Source organism: Leucobacter japonicus (assembly GCF_001273855.1).
Lineage (GTDB): Bacteria > Actinomycetota > Actinomycetes > Actinomycetales > Microbacteriaceae > Leucobacter > Leucobacter japonicus.
The window spans coordinates 278,373-294,979 of sequence record NZ_JHBX01000142.1 but is presented as its reverse complement, the minus strand read 5'-3'; the positions used below and the strand labels follow the sequence as shown (position 1 = coordinate 294,979).

Genomic DNA, 16,607 nt, shown 5'->3' with positions numbered 1-16,607 from the left:
CGCTCCACCGCCCCGGGCGGGCACCGGTATGCTGGCGACGTGCACACCTCGACGGCTCTGCTCACTGACCACTACGAATTGACCATGGTCGATGCCGCCCTGCAAGCGGGCACCGCACATCGCCGCAGCGTCTTCGAACTGTTCGCAAGGCGACTCTCGGGCGCGCGACGCTACGGCGTCGTCGCCGGCACCGGCCGGCTGCTCGAAGCCATCGAGCAGTTCAGGTTCACCGATGCCGAACTCGACTTCCTGCGCGAGCAGAACGTCGTCAGCGCGCCGACGCTGGACTGGCTCGCTGACTTCCGCTTCAGCGGCAACATCTGGGGGTACCCCGAGGGCGAAGTGTTCTTCCCGGGGTCTCCGCTCATCACCGTCGAATCCACATTCGCCGAAGGAGTGCTGCTCGAAACCCTCGCACTCAGCATGCTCAACTCTGACTCGGCCGTCGCAACCGCAGCGTCACGAATGAGCCACGCCGCAGGCGGCAAACCGCTCGCCGAGATGGGCTCCCGACGCACCGGCGAGCGCAGTGCCGTTGCCGCAGCCCGCGCCGCCTACATCGCCGGCTTCACCGCGACATCGAATCTCGAGGCCGGGCGCACCTACGGAATTCCGACGATGGGCACCGCCGCGCACAGCTTCACCCTGCTGCACGAGAGCGAACGCGCCGCCTTCCAGGCGCAGGTCGATGCGCTCGGCGTCGGCACGACGCTGCTCGTCGACACCTACGACATCGATCAGGGGGTGCGCACCGCCGTCGAGGTCGCGGGCCCAGAACTCGGAGCCGTGCGCATCGACTCCGGCGATCTGCCGATCGTCGTCGCTCACGTCCGCCGCCTGCTCGACGAGCTCGGCGCGACGCGCACCCGCATCACCGTCACGAACGATCTCGACGAGCACACCGTCGCCGCACTCGCTGCCTCCCCCGTCGACAGTTTCGGCGTCGGCACCTCCGTTGTCGTCGGCTCCGGCACACCGACAATGGGCATGGTGTACAAGCTCGTCGCGCATGAGGACGCCTCGGGCGAGTGGGTCGCGGTTGCGAAGAAATCGGCCGATAAGGCATCTGTCGGGGGCCGCAAGAGCGTTCGACGCGCGCACAACGCGGCGGGAATCGCAACCGCCGAGCGCATCCTGCTCGGCGACGGACCGGGAGGTGTCGTGGAAGGCACTGACGTCGATGGCCGCGCCGTGCTCGAACCCCTCGTCGTCGCCGGTGAACTGACCCCGGGCCACACCGGCCACGCCGGCATCGTTGCCGCGCGCGAACGGCACCAGGCGCGACTCGCCGAGCTGCCCCCGGTGGCCATGAGCCTCACGCGGGGCGATCCTGCAATTCCGACCGAGTACCGCTAGTCGGCACCGCAGATGAGTGTGGCCTCCGTTCCCCGAAACCGGGAAACGGAGGCCACACTCATGTACGCATCGACGCTACTTCTTCATGCGTTCGAAGACTTTCTTGCAGTCGGGGCAGACGGGGAACTTCTCGGGGTCGCGTGACGGGGTCCACTTCTTGCCGCAGAGGGCACGCACCGCTTTGCCGGTCACCGCTGATTCGAGGATCTTGTCTTTGGGGACGTAATGCGAGAACCGCTCGTGATCACCGTCTTCGATCTGCGCGTCTTCGAGCAGCTTCTCGAGCTCGCGATCGAGCACATCAGTGCCGCCTGCCGGGGATGAGTCGTTACGCGTAAAGATACCCATGCGCTCAGTGTACTCCGCCGAACTGCCCGCGCGAACGGCTCTGAATCTGACCGTGCTCGCGTTCAGTCGAAGACCTGCGTGACCGCGATGAGTTCAGGGCCGCTGCGGTCGAAGAGCCAGCCGCCGATCACGATACCGAGTACGAGCACGATGATGCCGTAGACAATGCCGAACCCGAGCGCCCATATGTTCGTGAAGAATTCGACGTCGATGATCGCCTGCACCGCGAACCAGACCGGAGGCGCTGAGAACGCCAGAGCGAGCACCATCGAGAGCGTTTGCGCGAGGCCCGAGCCGGAGCCAGACCACTGCGGCTGCACGAACGGACTGTCGCCGGGCCGCGTCGCCGGGTACGGAGAGAGCACCGAGAACACGCTGGAGATCGCGGCCGCGGCGAACAGCACGCCGAGGTTCATGCCGACGACCGCCGGCAGCACTCTCCAGTCGCCGAACACCGTGACCGTAATGCTCGAGCCGATCACCGCGGTGGGCACCCCGATCATGAGCACGGGGGCGAGTCTCCCGGCGCGGTCGGCGCGGCCTCGCGTGCCGCTGGCCACGTGCTCCCAGATCGCCGTGGAGTCCATGGCGACGTCGTTGTGCTGCGACCATCCCAGCAGCAGGAGCACAACGGGCAGCGGAATGAGCGCCAGCATCCGCAGGTCGGCGCCAGCGACCGCGAAGGCGACCAGCATCAGCACGGGAGCGAGGGGAATCGCGAAGAGCGCGACCCGATAGCGGGGGTCGCGCGACCAGTAGGTCAGCTGTCGAGCGGCAATCACCTGGGCAGGACGAGCGGCGAAGCGTTCGAACCACCCCAGGCCGCTGCGGGCGACACCCGGAGCAAGCGGTCGTTCGATTCGCTGCACGGCAAGTGCGACGAGCGGGAACCAGATCGCGAGCAGCACCACGGATGCCGCGGCGCTGACACCGAGCAGCGTGAGCGCCGCCGACTGATCGCCGCTCGCTGCAGCATCGATCGCCGCGAACGGAGCTCCGAACGGAGTCCAGGTCAGCACCCGGCCGGCCTGTTCGGCCGTCGCGATTCCCCCTGCACCGAACAGTGTGGCGCCCGCGAACACCGCCAGCGGCAGCAGCGCGACGAGCAGCACCGACCCTGCCGTACGCAGGGCCCCCGCGAATCGCTCTCCGGCGATGAGGCGAGACATCAGCGAGACGACACGCACGCTGCACAAGGCGAACACGGCGATGAGAATGAGTGCGGCCGGAGCGACCCAACCGGCTGCGTTCCACTCGGGGCGCAGCACGCCGAGCGCCGTCATCCAGACCACGAGCAGGAAAAACGGCCATGTGAGCACGGTAGAGACCAGCAGCCCATTGGCGATGGCGCCCGACCCTGCAGGGAACTGGGCGAGCTGACGCGGATCGAGCGCCCGGCGGTTCTCGAAGAACGGCACCAGGAATACGGCCGCAAGCACGATGGAGCCCACGAGAAGATCAATGAGATCGAGCTCGCTCGACGAGTTCGCGAGCAGACGCGGCAGCGCTGCGAGCGCGACCGCTCCCAGCGCCAGGAGCAGGAAGACGGCGAACGTGCGGAACGAAGCCCCGAATCCTCCGCGGAAGCTGCCGCCCAGCAGTGCTACTCGGAGTCGGAAGAGCCGGAGAGCCATTCGAGCCCCTTCTTCGCATCACTGATTCCGGTGAGCTGCACGAAGCGCTCCTCCAGGCTGAGACCGTCGCGCACCGCGTCGACGGTGCCCTGAGCAATGACGCTGCCATCCACGATGATCGACACGTGGTCGCAGACGCGCTGGATGAGATCGAGGCTGTGGCTCGACATGACTACGCTGCCACCGCCGGAAACATACTTCTCGAGAATCTCGGTCACATTGGCGGCAGAAACCGGGTCGATCGCTTCGAACGGCTCGTCGAGCACCAGTACCTCGGGCGCATGAATCATCGAGCAGGCGAGCGCGATCTTCTTCTGCATGCCAGCCGAGTAATCGGAGACCAGTCGACCGAGCGCGCTCTCCAGGCCGAAGGCTTCCGCGAGCTCAGCCGAGCGTTGTGCGACGGCGGCCTCAGCGACGCCGTGCAACACGCCGCTGTAGTAGAGCAGCTGGGCACCCGTGAGGCGGTCGAAGAGCCGCAGGCGGTCGGGCAGCGTGCCGATGAGGCGTTTCGCGGCGGGGCCATCGGTCCAGACATCGACGCCACCCACCGTGACGCGGCCGGAAGTCGGTCGGAGCAGCCCACTGATCATCGACAGCGTCGTGGTCTTTCCGGCGCCGTTCGGGCCGACGAAGCCCGTGAACGAGCCTGCGTGCACGTCGATCGAGACGTCACCCGCGGCCACCAGTGAGCCGTAAGTCTTCGTCAGCATCTCGGTGCGCAGCACCACCGGGTTCTGCTCGGCGATGCGACCGCGCTCGCGAGCCCGAACGACGGACGGCACGGGCACCTGAATGCGCCCGGTGCGGGGTGCGCGCGGTTCTTCGGCTACAGCCTGAGTCGTCTCCGGCGGCGCCCCGGGGGCACCCTCGGGCCGCGTTGCCTGCACATTCACAGCTTCGGTGGGCGCGGAAGCATCGTCGAAGCCCGTATTCGGGGCGTCACCGGAAGACACGACGCCCGGTTGCGGCGGCTGACTCACCGGCTGCATTCCACCGGAAGCGCGGCTTGGTCGCACGCGCGAGCTCCCCGCTCCGGAGTTCACGGAATCGCCGATTGCCGTCGCTTCGCCGGACATCGACCCCCCTTGGGGTTCGGGCACGGGCATGGCTGACGGAGTTACGGGCGGCACGGGATCTAATTTAGCAAAACATCCGGCCCGCCCGTGATGGCCTCGCCGAAGCGCGAGAAGCGGCAGAATAGCGGTGTGACTTCTGCACCCCACCATCGCCCCTCGCGCGCCAGCGCATGGTCGTCGCTGTGGCTCCTCACCCGGCGCGACTTGAAGGTGCGCTATTCCACTTCACTGCTCGGGTACCTGTGGTCGATTCTCGATCCACTGCTCATGAGCCTGATCTACTGGTTCGTATTCACGCAGGTCTTCCATCGCACGGTCGGCGAACAGCCGTACATCGTCTTCCTGCTCACGGCAATGCTGCCCTGGGTGTGGGTCAACGGTGCAATCACCGACTCGACGAAGGCGTTCCTGCGCGACGTGAAACTCGTGCGCTCGGTCGCGCTCCCCCGGTGGATCTGGGTGGGACGCATCGTGTGCTCGAAGGGCATCGAGTTTCTCCTCAGCCTCCCCGTGCTGGCCGCGTTCGCGATTTTCACGGGCGCTCATGTGACCTGGGAGATCGTGCTGCTGCCCGTCGCGGTGATCCTGCTCGCAGTACTCACCCTCGGCGTCGGCTTGATCATCGCCCCGCTCGTCGTCTTCTTCCGTGATCTCGAGCGCGCCACCAAGCTCGTGCTGCGAGTCCTTTTCTACGCATCACCGATCATTTACGGCGCGTCGGATCTGCCGCACTTCGCGCAGCCGCTCGCCTGGATCAACCCGCTCTCGGGCATCTTCGCGATGTTCCGGGCCGGATTCTTCCCGGATCAGATCAACTGGCCGCTCATGGCGGTCTCCACCGTGCTCACGTTCGTGTTCCTGGGCATCGGCATCATCGTCTTCCGCCGCACCATCGGCGGCGTGCTGAAGGAGCTGTGACGTGACCGCATCATCCGCGTCGTCGTCCGCCTCGACGACCGATCAGATCATCTCGGCTTCCGGGCTCGGTGTTCGCTTCCGTCGCAACCGAGGCTCGCGACGCAGTTTCAAGGATCTCTTCGCCAGTCGCGCACGACGCGGTCGGCCCGGCGAGTTCTGGGCATTGCGCGACGTGTCATTCGATGTGCGCCCCGGTGAGGCGATCGGCGTCGTCGGCAGAAACGGCCAGGGGAAGTCGACCCTGCTCAAGCTGGTCGCCGGGGTGCTCTTCCCCGATGAGGGCCGGGTGCAGGTGCACGCGGGGGTCGCGCCACTGATCGAGATCACGGGCGGGTTCGTCGGGGACCTCACCGTGCGAGACAACGTCTGGCTCACGGCGGGCCTGCACGGCCTGAAGCGTGCGGAGATCGCCGAACGTTTCGCCTCGATTATCGAATTCGCTGGCGCAGAGGATGTCACCGACACCCCCTTCAAGCACCTCTCGAGCGGCATGAAGGTGCGCGTGGCGTTCTCGGTCATCTCGCAACTCGACGAGCCCGTGCTGCTCGTCGATGAAGTGCTTGCCGTGGGCGACAAGACCTTTCGCGCGAAGTGCTACCGCCGCATCGAAGAGATTCTGGCGGAGGGCAAGACGCTCTTCCTCGTATCGCACAATGAACGCGACCTGCGGCGGTTCTGCACGCGCGGACTCTATCTCGATCGCGGTGCGCTCGTGCTCGACGGTTCAATCGATGCGGTGCTGGATCGCTACAACACCGACCATCCGGCCTAGTCGGGCTGCTCGGCCCTGCGCTCCGCATCGGCCCGCTCGATGAGCTCACCGATCGCGGCGTGGAATCGCCGGGTCGGCGAACCAGGCGTCGTATCGCCGAAGTACCGCTGAGACCAGGTGCCGAGGCGTTCGCGAGCCGCAGTGTCACCGATCACCCGGTCCAGCACCGCGACGATATCCGGTGTGTGCGCGACGTCGAGCCACTCGCAGACGCTCAAGTACCCGCCGTCGTCGACTGCGGCGTCAGACGAGAGCGGCCGGGTCACCATTAGCGGCTTTCCCGTGGCGAGTCGGTCGTACACCATCGCCGAGATATCGCAGATCGCCACATCGGGCAGACTCAGCTGCCAGTTCAGTGCCGGGCTCGTGTCGTAGACGTGCTGAGCCGACGCGTCTTCACGGTTCGCTGCCTCGAGCATTGCGATGATGCGCCGATTCGCCGCGCCGAAGTCGCTGTCAACGACACCGCTACGCGGATGCGGCCGATACACGACTCGGTGCCTCCCGGTTGCCAGGAGTTGCCGCACGAGTGTTTCGCCGTGCGTCGCGACCGAGCCATAGGCTGCAGCCGGGCGGTCGCCCTCCCACGTCGGCGCGTAGAGCACGACGGTGCGCTCGTCTGCGGTGAACGGCGGCTCGCCCGAAAGGTGATCGGCCTGTGGCCTGCCGATCGCAAACGTGCGCGTGGCGACGTCGTACCTCCACAGCGCTGCCGACAGCCGCTCCCGTGCCGCATCTCCGGCAACGAACGCGAAGTCGTACGACTTGTGCTGGTTGCTCGTCATATACATTTTGTCGCTTTCGCCGTGATTGACGAACACGTGCCAGCGATGCCCGTAGCGCATCATCTGGAAGTTGCGGGTGTTCTGATTCACGTACAGCACCACATCGAGGCGCTGCTCAGCGACGACGTTTTCGAGATGCGTGACTTTCGGCACGAACTCGACGTCGAGCCCGCTCTCTTGCATCAGCTGACGGGCACCCGCCGCATTGCGCGCGAGCACCAGCACCGGCCATTCTTCAGACAGGCGGCGGAGCGGCGCATACCACTGGCGCATCTGGTAGATATTGACGTCGCTATCGGCGAAGTAGACCCCCACACGATAGTGCTGCGTGGGGAGGACGCCCCGTTCGGCGATGAGCTGACGCACCTGAAAGTACGATTGACGACCCTTCAGCACTCGTTTGCCGAGCCTGAGCGCGCGTTTCGCATCTTTCGCCAATTGCATCCGAACAGCTTACTGGGCGGGCCTGCGGGGTTTCTGGCGACAAACGACGACAACGCATGGAGGGTCACCCGGCGACCGGTATGGGAGGATCATCCAGTGACCTCACCGACTCCGCGGCTTCCTGCGCTCGACGCGCTCCCTGCGGTGACGTATGTCATGCCGGTGCTCAACGAAGAGGGTTTTCTGGAGCAGGCCGTTCGCACCATCTTGGCCCAGGATTACGCCGGCGAGAAAGAGATTGTGCTCGCCCTCGGCCCGTCTCGAGATGGGAGCAACGCGATTGCTGCACGACTCGCAGATGAGGATCCGCGAGTCGTGCTCGTCGACAATCCCGAACGAGATATTCCAGCCGGCCTCAATCACGCCATTGCTGCGGGCACGCACGAGGTGATCGTTCGTGTCGACGCGCACTCCGAGTTGACACCCGATTACACGCGCCGTGGCGTCGCCGCACTCCGGCAGAGCGACGCCGCAAACGTTGGCGGCGTTATGCGCGCTGCCGGAGCCGGTGCCGTACAGCGTGCCATCGCGCGTGGGTACAACAGCCCCTTCGGTCTCGGTGGCGGCGCCTATCACGGAGATGGCACCCCTGGTCCGGCCGAGTCGGCCTATTTGGGAATCTTCCGCCGTACCGCCCTCGAGGCGGTGGGCGGGTACGACCCCGCGATCCTGCGCGGCGAAGACTGGGAACTCAACCTCAGACTGCGACGAACCGGCTACACGGTCTGGTTCGAGCCCGCCTTGGGAGTCACGTATTGGCCTCGCTCAAGCCTCGGCGACCTCGCACGCCAGTTCTTTGCCACGGGCACGTGGCGCGCAGTACTCGTGCGTCGCTACGGACGCGCAAATCCCTGGCGTTTCTTCATGCCGGGAGCACTGGTGCTCGGACTCGTTCTGAGCCTCGTTGCGCTCGCGCTGCTGCTCTGCGGACTCGTCTCGTGGGCCTCACCGGCACCGGTACTCTTGGCGCCGGCCGCGCTCTACCTCGGGGCGATCCTGTTCGCAACGTGGCGCATCCCTGACCAGCGCGGCCTCCGCGATCGCGCGCTCACCGCCGTGACGCTCATCACGATGCATCTGAGTTGGGGAAGCGGGTTTCTGCGCGGCATCGTCTTCGGCGGTGGACGCGTGGTCGATCGCTCGCGGGTCTAACAGACGCCTCGATCGACGAGCGCGTCGACGACCCTGCTGGCCGCGCCGCCGTCGTCGTGCAGGGTGAACCGCTGGCGCCATGCCTCGTACGCCTCGGTGTACGGCACCCCCGCGCGGGCCGTGTCGATCAACTGTTCCGGAGTCGTCAGCAATGGGCCGGGAGCCGACGCCTCGAAGTCGAAAGTGAACCCGCGCTCACGGTCACGATAGTCGGCAAGATCAGGCACGTAGAACGCCATCGGCACCGCAGCTGCAGCGGCATCGAACATCGTCGACGAATAGTCGGTGACGAACAGATCAGCGGCCAGGATCACGTCATTGACATCGGGGTGCGTCGAGGCATCGATGATTCGCGGATCGTGCGCACCCATCGCTCCCCCAGGCACCCCCTGCACACGCACGTGCCCGCGAGTCACGATCACCCAGGGATCGTCTGGCTCGTCGAGCGCCTGTATCAGCGCAGCGATATCAAGCACTTGTGGATCCGCCGCCTGCCCGCGACGGCTCTCGCGCCATGTCGGCGCATACACGAGCACGCGGGGGCCATCGGCGATTCCGAGAGCACGCCTCGCTCCGTCCTGCAGAATGCGTATGCGCTCCGGACCACCTGCAGAGTTCACCACCGCCCGTGCCAAGCGATCGTCGCGCGGGTACCCGGTTTCGAGTATCGGGCCCTGATACGCGTAGCTCTCGCGGAACTGCGACGTCGAGTGCGGGTTCTGGGAGAGCAGCAGGCTCCATCGACGACTCTCGCGCCGCGTCGCGATGCGTGTCTGCAACCCCGTGTTCGGCCGGGTGAGGGCCAGGTGCTTGAGCATGGTGCCATGCCATGTCTGCAGCACGAACTGATCTCGACCGCGCCGAAACCCGTATCGGAGCCAATCATTGACCACCAGCAGTCGTGCCCGCGCACGCGCGGCGAACCAGTCCGCGCTGCCGACGAGCACCGGGATCGCGCCTTCGGGTACCGCGATGGTCTCGTCCACCACGCTCCAATACCGTGTCTGATCAGGAAAGCGCTGAGCCAGTTCACGGTCGATGGCGAGTGGATTACAGCTCACCTGGCGCCCTTCGAAGCTCTCGAAGAAGACACCGGATTCGACCCGTTCGGCCGCCGGCAGCGCGAGCCGACGAATCTCGGCGAGCACTCGTGCCGCAGCGCCGCCCTGAGGCGCGTCGTGGAAACGACGTGCGAGGTCGCGAGCGTCGATTTCGGCCTGCCGCCTACCAGGGCCTGCATCTACTACCGTACTCAGGCGCCGAAGCGTCTCCGCCCACGTGAGCTGTACGTGACCCGATGCCGTGATCTCGAGGGGCTCGTACAGCCCTCGCGTCGCCGAGTAGTGCACCACATCGGGCGCGAACCACACGATCGGGCGCTCCAGCAGCGCGAAATCGATCGCGATCGACGAGTAATCGGTGATCACGACATCGAATGCTCCGAGCAGCGGGGTGATGTCTGGGGCGATGGTTGCCGGGAGCGCGAGCACGCGTGCGTTCCCCGCGTCAACGTCGGCCGAGCCGAACGCCGCATCGTAGGCGCCGCTCCCCATGGGGTGCGATCGGATGACCAATCGCGCGCTGTGCGCTGCCAGCCACGTCGTGATCGCAGCGGCTTCTTCGGGCGTCGGCACGGCGGGGTCCGGCGCACCGTCACGCCAGGTGGGCGCGTAGAAGATCAGGGTCTCGTCCGCTGTCGAGGCGTCAGTCGCGAGGCCGAGCAGTCGGCGCACCCCCGCGCGGGCATTCGCAGCAAGCACTGGATCCGCCGCCTGCGCGACGATCACATCGTCGCGCGCGTCTCCGAGAGCGCGTACGCGTCCGGGAGCCACACGATTCGCCTGACGCAGCCGCCTCGCACTCGTCACCGATGCCGCAACGTACAGCTGCACGCGTTCGGCCCCGAGGCGATACACGCGACGCAGGATCGCCCGCGCGAATCCAGGCCCCTCTGTCGAACGCGCGAGGTGGTGATGCAAGCGCTTCAGCGGCACACCGTGCCCGAGGTGAGTGATCGAGGCTCCGGCGATCCCGAATCGATTGACATCGCGGTACCCGTGAGTAATCACGATCTGCCGGGACGTGAGTGTGGCGGTGAACCCCGCCCAACTGTCACGGAGAACTGGGGTGAAGCCCTCGGCGGTCGCTCGCGCCGCTTCAGCTTCGTCGGCGACGGCCCAGAAGATGCGGGCGTTCGGATCGGTGTCGCGTAGTTCGCGCGCGACGGCCAGTGCGCCCTCACCGACCCCGATCCAGCTGCCGAACATCCATCGATCCGGGCGTCGCGGCACGAACCACGAGACGAGGAGTGAGATCGCGAAGGCCGCCATCGCGAGCAGTCGAGAGATAGCACCGCTCGATGCGGGGGTTCCTGCGGTACTCATTCCCACAACTGTAGGGCATGCAGTTGCCGCAGCGATCGGCACTGGCCCGCACACACGCGAACGCCGCGAACCACATCGAGAGGATGTCGTCCGCGGCGTTCAGAGGGAACCGTGGGAGGGTCGAGCTCAGTACTCGAGCGTGCCGAGCGTTGCCTCGGTCTCGCCGGGTTCACCACCTCGCGTGTACTCGATCTTGACGGTGCTGCCCCCGGCGTGCTCGCGGATCAATGCGGATACCGAGGTGCCGTCGACGGCAGCAACACCGTCGACCGCAGTGATGACGTCGCCCGACTTCAGCCCGGCCTTGTCGGCCGCGCCACCGCTCGACACGTCGACGAGCAGGCCGCCCGCGTGATTCGCATCTGCATCCGTGTCTTGCGAGGAGTCCGCGACCGAAGCGCCGAGCAATCCGTGCGACGGCTGCTCGCCGGCGATGATCGCGTCGGCAACCCGCGTCGCGAGATTCGCCGGAATCGCGAAGCCCAGCCCGACACTGCCAGCGGTATCACCGGTGGTGGAGGTCGAGGCGATCGCCACGTTGATGCCGATGAGTTCGCCGTTGCCGTTCAGCAGCGCGCCGCCCGAGTTGCCGGGGTTGATCGATGCATCGGTCTGGATGACGGGCAGCGTCACACTTCCAGATGACGTCGACTGCTGCTGCTGACCGCTGTCACCGTTCTGTTCATCAGGAAGACCAAAGCGGAAGTCCCAGGGGAAGCCGTTTCCGCTGTCGCCATTGCCTTCGCTGCCGGTGTCACCACTGCCGTCGTCTTGCTGGCTCTGGTCGTCGCCGATCAGCGGGCTGCCCACCGAGATGCCGCGATTCAGTGCGCTCACGACGCCACTCGTCACGGTGTTCGCGAGGTTGAGCGGGGCGCCGATGGCGACCGTGAGGTCGCCGACATCGATCTTGTCGGAATCCGCCACGGTAATCGCGGGGAGATCAGTCGCATCGACCTTCACGACCGCAAGATCAGCGTAGGGATCGACGCCCACGACGCTGCCGTCGAAGATGCGCCCATCACTGAGCTTCACCCGGATCTTCGCATCGCTCATCGCAGCTCCGTCGAGCGTGACGACGTGGGCGTTCGTGATGATGTATCCGTCTTTCTGATAGATGACGCCCGAGCCCGACCCGCTCGCGCTGGCACCGGACACTTCGAGGGTCACGACGCTCGGGGTCGCGACTGCCGCAACCCCCGAGATCGCCGTGGCATTCTCGGCGTTGTTCAGCGTGATCGCACTGTTGCCACTCGCGGTGGCAGTGCTGCTGTGGTTCGCGTTCGCCGACACGACGGCAGCGACTCCGCCGCCGACGACCCCGCCGAGCAGCGCTCCGATTGCGAGTCCGGCGAGGAGCGCCCCGGTGCGATTCTTGCCGCCGCTGGTATTGCCCGCGGGTGCTGCCGCTGGGAACGCGGGAACGCCGGCTCCGCCTCCGGCCTGCGGGTGCTGCTGCTCATGCACCGGCGCGCCAAAGGCGACTCCAGCAGAGGCCTGCGGCGTCTCGGAACCTGCGTACTGGTGCGACGGCTGCGGCACCGCGCCGGCGGGAGCGGGGTATGCCCCCTGCGGCGCGAGCGGCTGTTGCGCAACGTGTGCCTGCTGGACGGCAGGCTGCACTTGCGTCTCGGGCTGGAATGGCAGGGCCGGGGGGTTCGTCGCTGCGGGCGGCTGCGGGGCGTACGCGGGGTGCACGGTCTCGGGGAGCCGCGAGGTCTCCGTTGCATCGGCCGCGGAACCCGCCGCGGGCACCTCGGGCAGCGGCGACGTCGCCTGCGTGGGGACGACCGGTGCCGCATGGCCTTCTGCGGGGGCGTCACCTGCGACGCGGCCCTCGGGGGTGATCGGGCGACCGTATGGGTCGTTCTCGGGTGTGGTGCTCATGGGGGCTCCCTTCTCTTACGTACAGCATGGACAGCGAATCTATGAATTACGTTTGGGAGACCTGCAGAGCGACTGCATCTTCCGCACAGTGGTCCGATCCGGCGCCCGGGAACCCGATGCGCCGTGCAGGTGCGCGCTGAGATGACCGCAAGGATCAAGTCCACACCTGCACGGCGCTGTTAAGAACGCGTCAATCACGCGTCGGCATGAATCCTCCCTCACTCAGGTCCGGGCACTCGTGCACGAGTGGCTCGCGACGGTGACGCACGACGCGGATCACCAGCAACGCGGCGCCGACGACGGCGATGCCTCCGCCAGCGATCCACCAGAGAAGGGGGCCGCGAGCTTCCCCGGTCTGCGCCAGAAGCTCGGTTGACGGGGCCCCTGGCAGACGCACTTCAAAATTCTCATCGCTCGCACCGCACTCGCCACGAGCAACCACGTACTCTCGGCCGTCGACGACCATGACCAGCGTCTCGACAAATCCGCCCAGGCCGAGGTGGGCCTGGCGAGTCTCGACCGAATGTGAAGCGAAACGGCCCGGACCGGTCACTGCAACGCCTTCCGGATCGCTCAGGTCTGGGATCTCTGTCCCAGGGGCGCAACTCAGGTCACCGTTCGAGCTCCGTTGGAACGCCGTGAAGCGCACGCGGAAGGCGACATCTTCGCGCTCGGGAAACGCGCCGGTAACGATCGCCGTATCGAACATCGGCTGACCGACCTCGACTGACCCCGCCGACTCGGTGCGTACCAGCGGGGTCTGCACGGTGCTGGTTTCGCCGGGCAACCCGCACTCTCCAGTGTGCAGCACACGTTCGCCGTGTTCGTCCCGCTGCGAGAGCTCTTCGACCCACCACACGGTGTCACCGAAGTCCGGCAGAGCCGTGATTTCGGGAGATTGCACATCGCCCGTTTCAGTGACCGCAACCGCGTCTGTCGTGAACAGGAGGTTCTCGTCGGTGCAGACCGCTGCGGGAGTACCCGTCAGCGACGCCTCTCCCCGATATCCGCGAAAGACGATCTGGTGCTCGGCCCCGTCACGGGCAGCGAGCTCTCCGGTGACGGTCGCCGTGTCGGAGATGCGATCTCCCATTGCGACGACTGCGTTTGCGTGCGTCGTGACCTCCGGTTTCGTGACGACGGTCGTCTCTGTGTCGAGACCGCACTCCCCCGTGTGGAGCGCTGTGCGCGTATCACCCTGTATGACCCACAGCGTCTCCACCCACCAGATTGCGCCCGCCCATTCGGGCTCCGCGATCACCTCTGGTGACCGCACTTCGCCTGGCCCCGAGACAGGAACTGGGTCGGTCTCGAAGAGCAGATTCTCAGCCGTGCAGACCGCCGCGGATCCACCGGACCGATCAGCGTCATCGTCACTCGATTCAGCCGAGCCGCTCGAGGCCCGGTATCCCGCGAACGTCATCTCCCAGCGTGCGCCCGCGTTCTCCGCGATGCCGCCCGAAACGATCGCTGTGTCGGTGATGACCGCACCGGCAGGGGACGTTTCGACCGCAACGGTCTCGACGACCGGCATCCCGACATTCGTCGTCTCATTCTCAAGACCACACGCTCCGCGATGCAGCACTTCAGGACCATCAGGTGTCTCGAGACGGAGTGTTTCAACCCACCAAATACGGGTTCCCAGTTCGGGCGTCGCGACGACGCTCGGAGAGCGCACCTCGCCGACGTCGGTCACCGGCACAGCTGCCGAACGAAACACGATATTCGCGGCGGTGCAGGTCGCCTCAGCTGCCCATTCGCCGGATTCAGCCTCCGGGGCCCGATACGCATCGAATTGCACGGAGTATTCCGCTCCTTCCGCGAGTGTCACTGAGACGATTGCGACGTCGTAGATTTCGTCACCGAGCACGGCATCGCTGAGCGCTTGGGTCTCGATCGCGGGTTGGTCGATTTTCGTCGTCTCGTTCGCGACGCCGCATTCGCCCTCGTGTACCAATTTTCCGGATGAGCTCACGCGTTCCACCCAGTGAATGGTTCCTGAGGATCGCACCGGAGTCTCGTCCGACCGCACCGTTCCGGCACCGGGCACGTCGATGTTCGCAGACGTGAACACCGGCTGAGCCAGACAGCGCTGCTCGGTCGAGAGCGCCGCGAGTTCTTCAGCGCTCCAACGCTCCGGATCTTGCCGCTGCTCCATGACTGCATCTCGCCCCTGCAGCAGCACCGGGTTTCCCTCGGCATCCGTCCGAGGGACACCATTCGCAGTGACCTCTTGCTGGGGATACGGGGTGCCGTTTGCGGCGACACCCGCGGTCGGGACACCGGCAGCATCCGTTGTGGGAATGGGTTCGCCCGCAGCATCTCGAAGGGGCTTCCCATCGGCATCCGCCCACCATTCGCGCCAGAGCGGCACTCCCGACTCCGGATCTTCCGCTTGCGCTTCATAGGCCGCACCGAGTATCGGCTTCCACGATGCATCGTATTTCACCGCACCGGCCTCCGGCTCGAGGTACGCCACAAATTCTGCTGTGGCCTCCGGCCACATGCGCAAGCGTGTTCCCGGCTGCTGCGTGACGATCAGTTCGTCGTACATGACCCCACCGACCGTTGCAGCAGCAAGTGCATGGGAGGCCGCCGTCGGCGGTTCGAGCGGCGGCGGGACATCGTGAGTAGCCTCGGCGAAGCGCCCGGTCAGGTCCGATTGTGTCGAGCTCCCGGTGGCCACCACGATGCGCTGACCCACTCCACCCGAACTCGTGGAAGTGTTGTACACATCGAGCAGTGCGTCCCAGCCGCGAGCGCCCCGGACGACCCACGAACCCGAGGCGCGAAGTTCGCCGGCATCGGCGCTGGCGGTCACCCGTTCATTGCCGCCTTCTCGGCCTGAAACGTCGAGTCTCGCTGCACCGTTACGATCAAACGTGCCTCCGGTGACCGACACTGAAGTGGTACCTGCGGGATACGTCAGTCGGAATTCGAGACTTTCTGCCCCACCGACACGTGTCAGCCCCAGCGCCCCGGTGACCGGCCGTGGCTTCGCAGGCGGCACGGCGGCGTCACGTGCTTCCGCGTACAGTCGATCGGACGCCTGGATCAGATCTTGCCCGCGAGTCGAGCTCTGCAGTACGCCGATCATACGGTCGAGCGTGGCATTGCCCGGTTGAAAGCGCTCCCGCATTCTCCAGATCGTCAGTTGCACTGCGGCCGCGGTCCACGCATCGTGCGTCTGGCCGTGCTGATCGATGAGGTAGTTCATCTGCCGGATTCCGCTGGTTTCCATGAATGCCGGAAACCTGCCCTCTCGGCCGAGCAAATACGACAGCCTCCCGGCTTCGGAGATCACGCCTGATGGTTCCCCCATGGAGACTTCGACGCAGTAGGCCCGCGTGCCATTCGGCATCACGAAATTGCTGATCGTCACTCCCCCGGGAAACGTGACCTGCTCCCCTCGTGGCACGGCTTCTGCCACCGCAGGAGTTCCAGCAACGCCCACAGTGACCATCATCACCGTCACGAGCGCAGCGCCCAGCATCCGGGCACCGACACTCGACCTCCGCCCTTTCCTGCGCTCGAACGATCGGCGCCCCTTCCCAACGAATCGTGGGCGATGCAACATGTGATGCTCCTCTCAAGGCCGCGACAACACCGCACCACCCGGGCGGCGTGACGGATGGCGTGGAGCGATCCTCGCCGAGCACTCGCGCTGCGCGCAGGAGCTATCCACACCCTGACGGCACCGCGCGCTTGCGCACCACGGTCGAGCGTGCTAACGTAGATTCTTGTGCCGCGGGGTGGAGCAGTTCGGTAGCTCGCCGGGCTCATAACCCGGAGGTCGTAGGTTCAAATCCTGCCCCCGCAACCATAAGAAAGGCCCCTGATCTGGGATT

Annotated in this window: 11 protein-coding genes and 1 tRNA gene; 5 read left to right on the top strand and 7 right to left on the bottom strand. The window is 66.0% G+C overall.

The window, feature by feature from the left end; genetic code table 11:
• Nucleotides 1-39 precede the first annotated feature (39 nt).
• The gene (locus AMS67_RS15560; RefSeq protein WP_075201477.1) at nt 40-1,356 is read left to right on the top strand and encodes a nicotinate phosphoribosyltransferase; all 1,317 of its coding nucleotides are present in this window, start codon (nt 40-42) and stop codon (nt 1,354-1,356) included.
• Nucleotides 1,357-1,431: 75 nt separating this feature from the next.
• On the opposite strand, the gene AMS67_RS15555 is transcribed toward AMS67_RS15560, so the two are convergent.
• The 3 genes from AMS67_RS15555 to AMS67_RS15545 form a co-directional block, all read right to left on the bottom strand.
• Nucleotides 1,432-1,704: a DUF3039 domain-containing protein gene (locus AMS67_RS15555; protein ID WP_053353311.1), complete on the bottom strand. Its 273-nt coding sequence runs from the start codon at nt 1,702-1,704 to the stop codon at nt 1,432-1,434.
• A gap of 62 nt (nt 1,705-1,766) precedes the next feature.
• The gene (locus AMS67_RS15550; RefSeq protein WP_053388160.1) at nt 1,767-3,338 is read right to left on the bottom strand and encodes a hypothetical protein; all 1,572 of its coding nucleotides are present in this window, start codon (nt 3,336-3,338) and stop codon (nt 1,767-1,769) included.
• Nucleotides 3,308-4,330, bottom strand: a complete 1,023-nt coding sequence (locus AMS67_RS15545; protein WP_370726596.1) for an ABC transporter ATP-binding protein — start codon at nt 4,328-4,330, stop codon at nt 3,308-3,310. Before AMS67_RS15545 ends, AMS67_RS15550 begins: the two co-directional genes overlap by 31 nt.
• A gap of 177 nt (nt 4,331-4,507) precedes the next feature.
• Here AMS67_RS15545 and AMS67_RS15540 point away from each other — a divergent pair, with 177 nt between their 5' ends.
• Together AMS67_RS15540 and AMS67_RS15535 are read left to right on the top strand one after the other, a co-directional pair.
• Nucleotides 4,508-5,335 (top strand): ABC transporter permease, encoded by an 828-nt coding sequence (locus AMS67_RS15540; protein ID WP_053388158.1) that lies wholly within the window; start codon nt 4,508-4,510, stop codon nt 5,333-5,335.
• A 46-nt stretch (nt 5,336-5,381) separates the two neighbouring features.
• Nucleotides 5,382-6,107: an ABC transporter ATP-binding protein gene (locus AMS67_RS15535; protein ID WP_053388342.1), complete on the top strand. Its 726-nt coding sequence runs from the start codon at nt 5,382-5,384 to the stop codon at nt 6,105-6,107.
• Here the strand turns inward: AMS67_RS15535 and AMS67_RS15530 are convergent.
• Nucleotides 6,104-7,336: a CDP-glycerol glycerophosphotransferase family protein gene (locus tag AMS67_RS15530; RefSeq protein ID WP_053388157.1), complete on the bottom strand. Its 1,233-nt coding sequence runs from the start codon at nt 7,334-7,336 to the stop codon at nt 6,104-6,106. The genes AMS67_RS15535 and AMS67_RS15530 overlap by 4 nt on opposite strands.
• Before the next feature lie 96 nt (nt 7,337-7,432).
• Here AMS67_RS15530 and AMS67_RS15525 point away from each other — a divergent pair, with 96 nt between their 5' ends.
• Nucleotides 7,433-8,488 (top strand): glycosyltransferase family 2 protein, encoded by a 1,056-nt coding sequence (locus AMS67_RS15525; protein WP_053388156.1) that lies wholly within the window; start codon nt 7,433-7,435, stop codon nt 8,486-8,488.
• Here the strand turns inward: AMS67_RS15525 and AMS67_RS15520 are convergent.
• The 3 genes from AMS67_RS15520 to AMS67_RS15510 form a co-directional block, all read right to left on the bottom strand.
• The gene (locus AMS67_RS15520) at nt 8,485-10,872 is read right to left on the bottom strand and encodes a CDP-glycerol glycerophosphotransferase family protein (protein ID WP_053388155.1); all 2,388 of its coding nucleotides are present in this window, start codon (nt 10,870-10,872) and stop codon (nt 8,485-8,487) included. The genes AMS67_RS15525 and AMS67_RS15520 overlap by 4 nt on opposite strands.
• A gap of 126 nt (nt 10,873-10,998) precedes the next feature.
• Nucleotides 10,999-12,759, bottom strand: a complete 1,761-nt coding sequence (locus tag AMS67_RS15515) for a S1C family serine protease (protein ID WP_053388154.1) — start codon at nt 12,757-12,759, stop codon at nt 10,999-11,001.
• 190 nt (nt 12,760-12,949) lie between these two features.
• Nucleotides 12,950-16,252 carry a hypothetical protein gene (locus AMS67_RS15510; protein ID WP_193787091.1) on the bottom strand — a complete coding sequence of 1,101 codons (3,303 nt, stop codon included), beginning with the start codon at nt 16,250-16,252 and terminating at the stop codon, nt 12,950-12,952.
• Between the two features lie 253 nt (nt 16,253-16,505).
• Between AMS67_RS15510 and AMS67_RS15505 the strand changes: the two genes are divergently transcribed.
• Nucleotides 16,506-16,582, top strand: a tRNA-Met gene (locus tag AMS67_RS15505).
• Nucleotides 16,583-16,607 lie beyond the last annotated feature (25 nt).

Excerpts from the sequence above, each read along its gene's own strand:
- AMS67_RS15555 (WP_053353311.1), bottom strand. The coding sequence starts at position 1,704 with ATGGGTATCTTTACGCGTAACGACTCATCCCCGGCAGGCGGCACTGAT.
- AMS67_RS15550 (WP_053388160.1), bottom strand. The coding sequence starts at position 3,338 with ATGGCTCTCCGGCTCTTCCGACTCCGAGTAGCACTGCTGGGCGGCAGC.
- AMS67_RS15545 (WP_370726596.1), bottom strand. The coding sequence starts at position 4,330 with ATGCAGCCGGTGAGTCAGCCGCCGCAACCGGGCGTCGTGTCTTCCGGT.
- AMS67_RS15540 (WP_053388158.1), top strand. The coding sequence starts at position 4,508 with ATGGCCTCGCCGAAGCGCGAGAAGCGGCAGAATAGCGGTGTGACTTCT.
- AMS67_RS15530 (WP_053388157.1), bottom strand. The coding sequence starts at position 7,336 with ATGCAATTGGCGAAAGATGCGAAACGCGCGCTCAGGCTCGGCAAACGA.
- AMS67_RS15520 (WP_053388155.1), bottom strand. The coding sequence starts at position 10,872 with ATGAGTACCGCAGGAACCCCCGCATCGAGCGGTGCTATCTCTCGACTG.
- AMS67_RS15515 (WP_053388154.1), bottom strand. The coding sequence starts at position 12,759 with ATGAGCACCACACCCGAGAACGACCCATACGGTCGCCCGATCACCCCC.
- AMS67_RS15510 (WP_193787091.1), bottom strand. The coding sequence starts at position 16,252 with ATGCTGGGCGCTGCGCTCGTGACGGTGATGATGGTCACTGTGGGCGTT.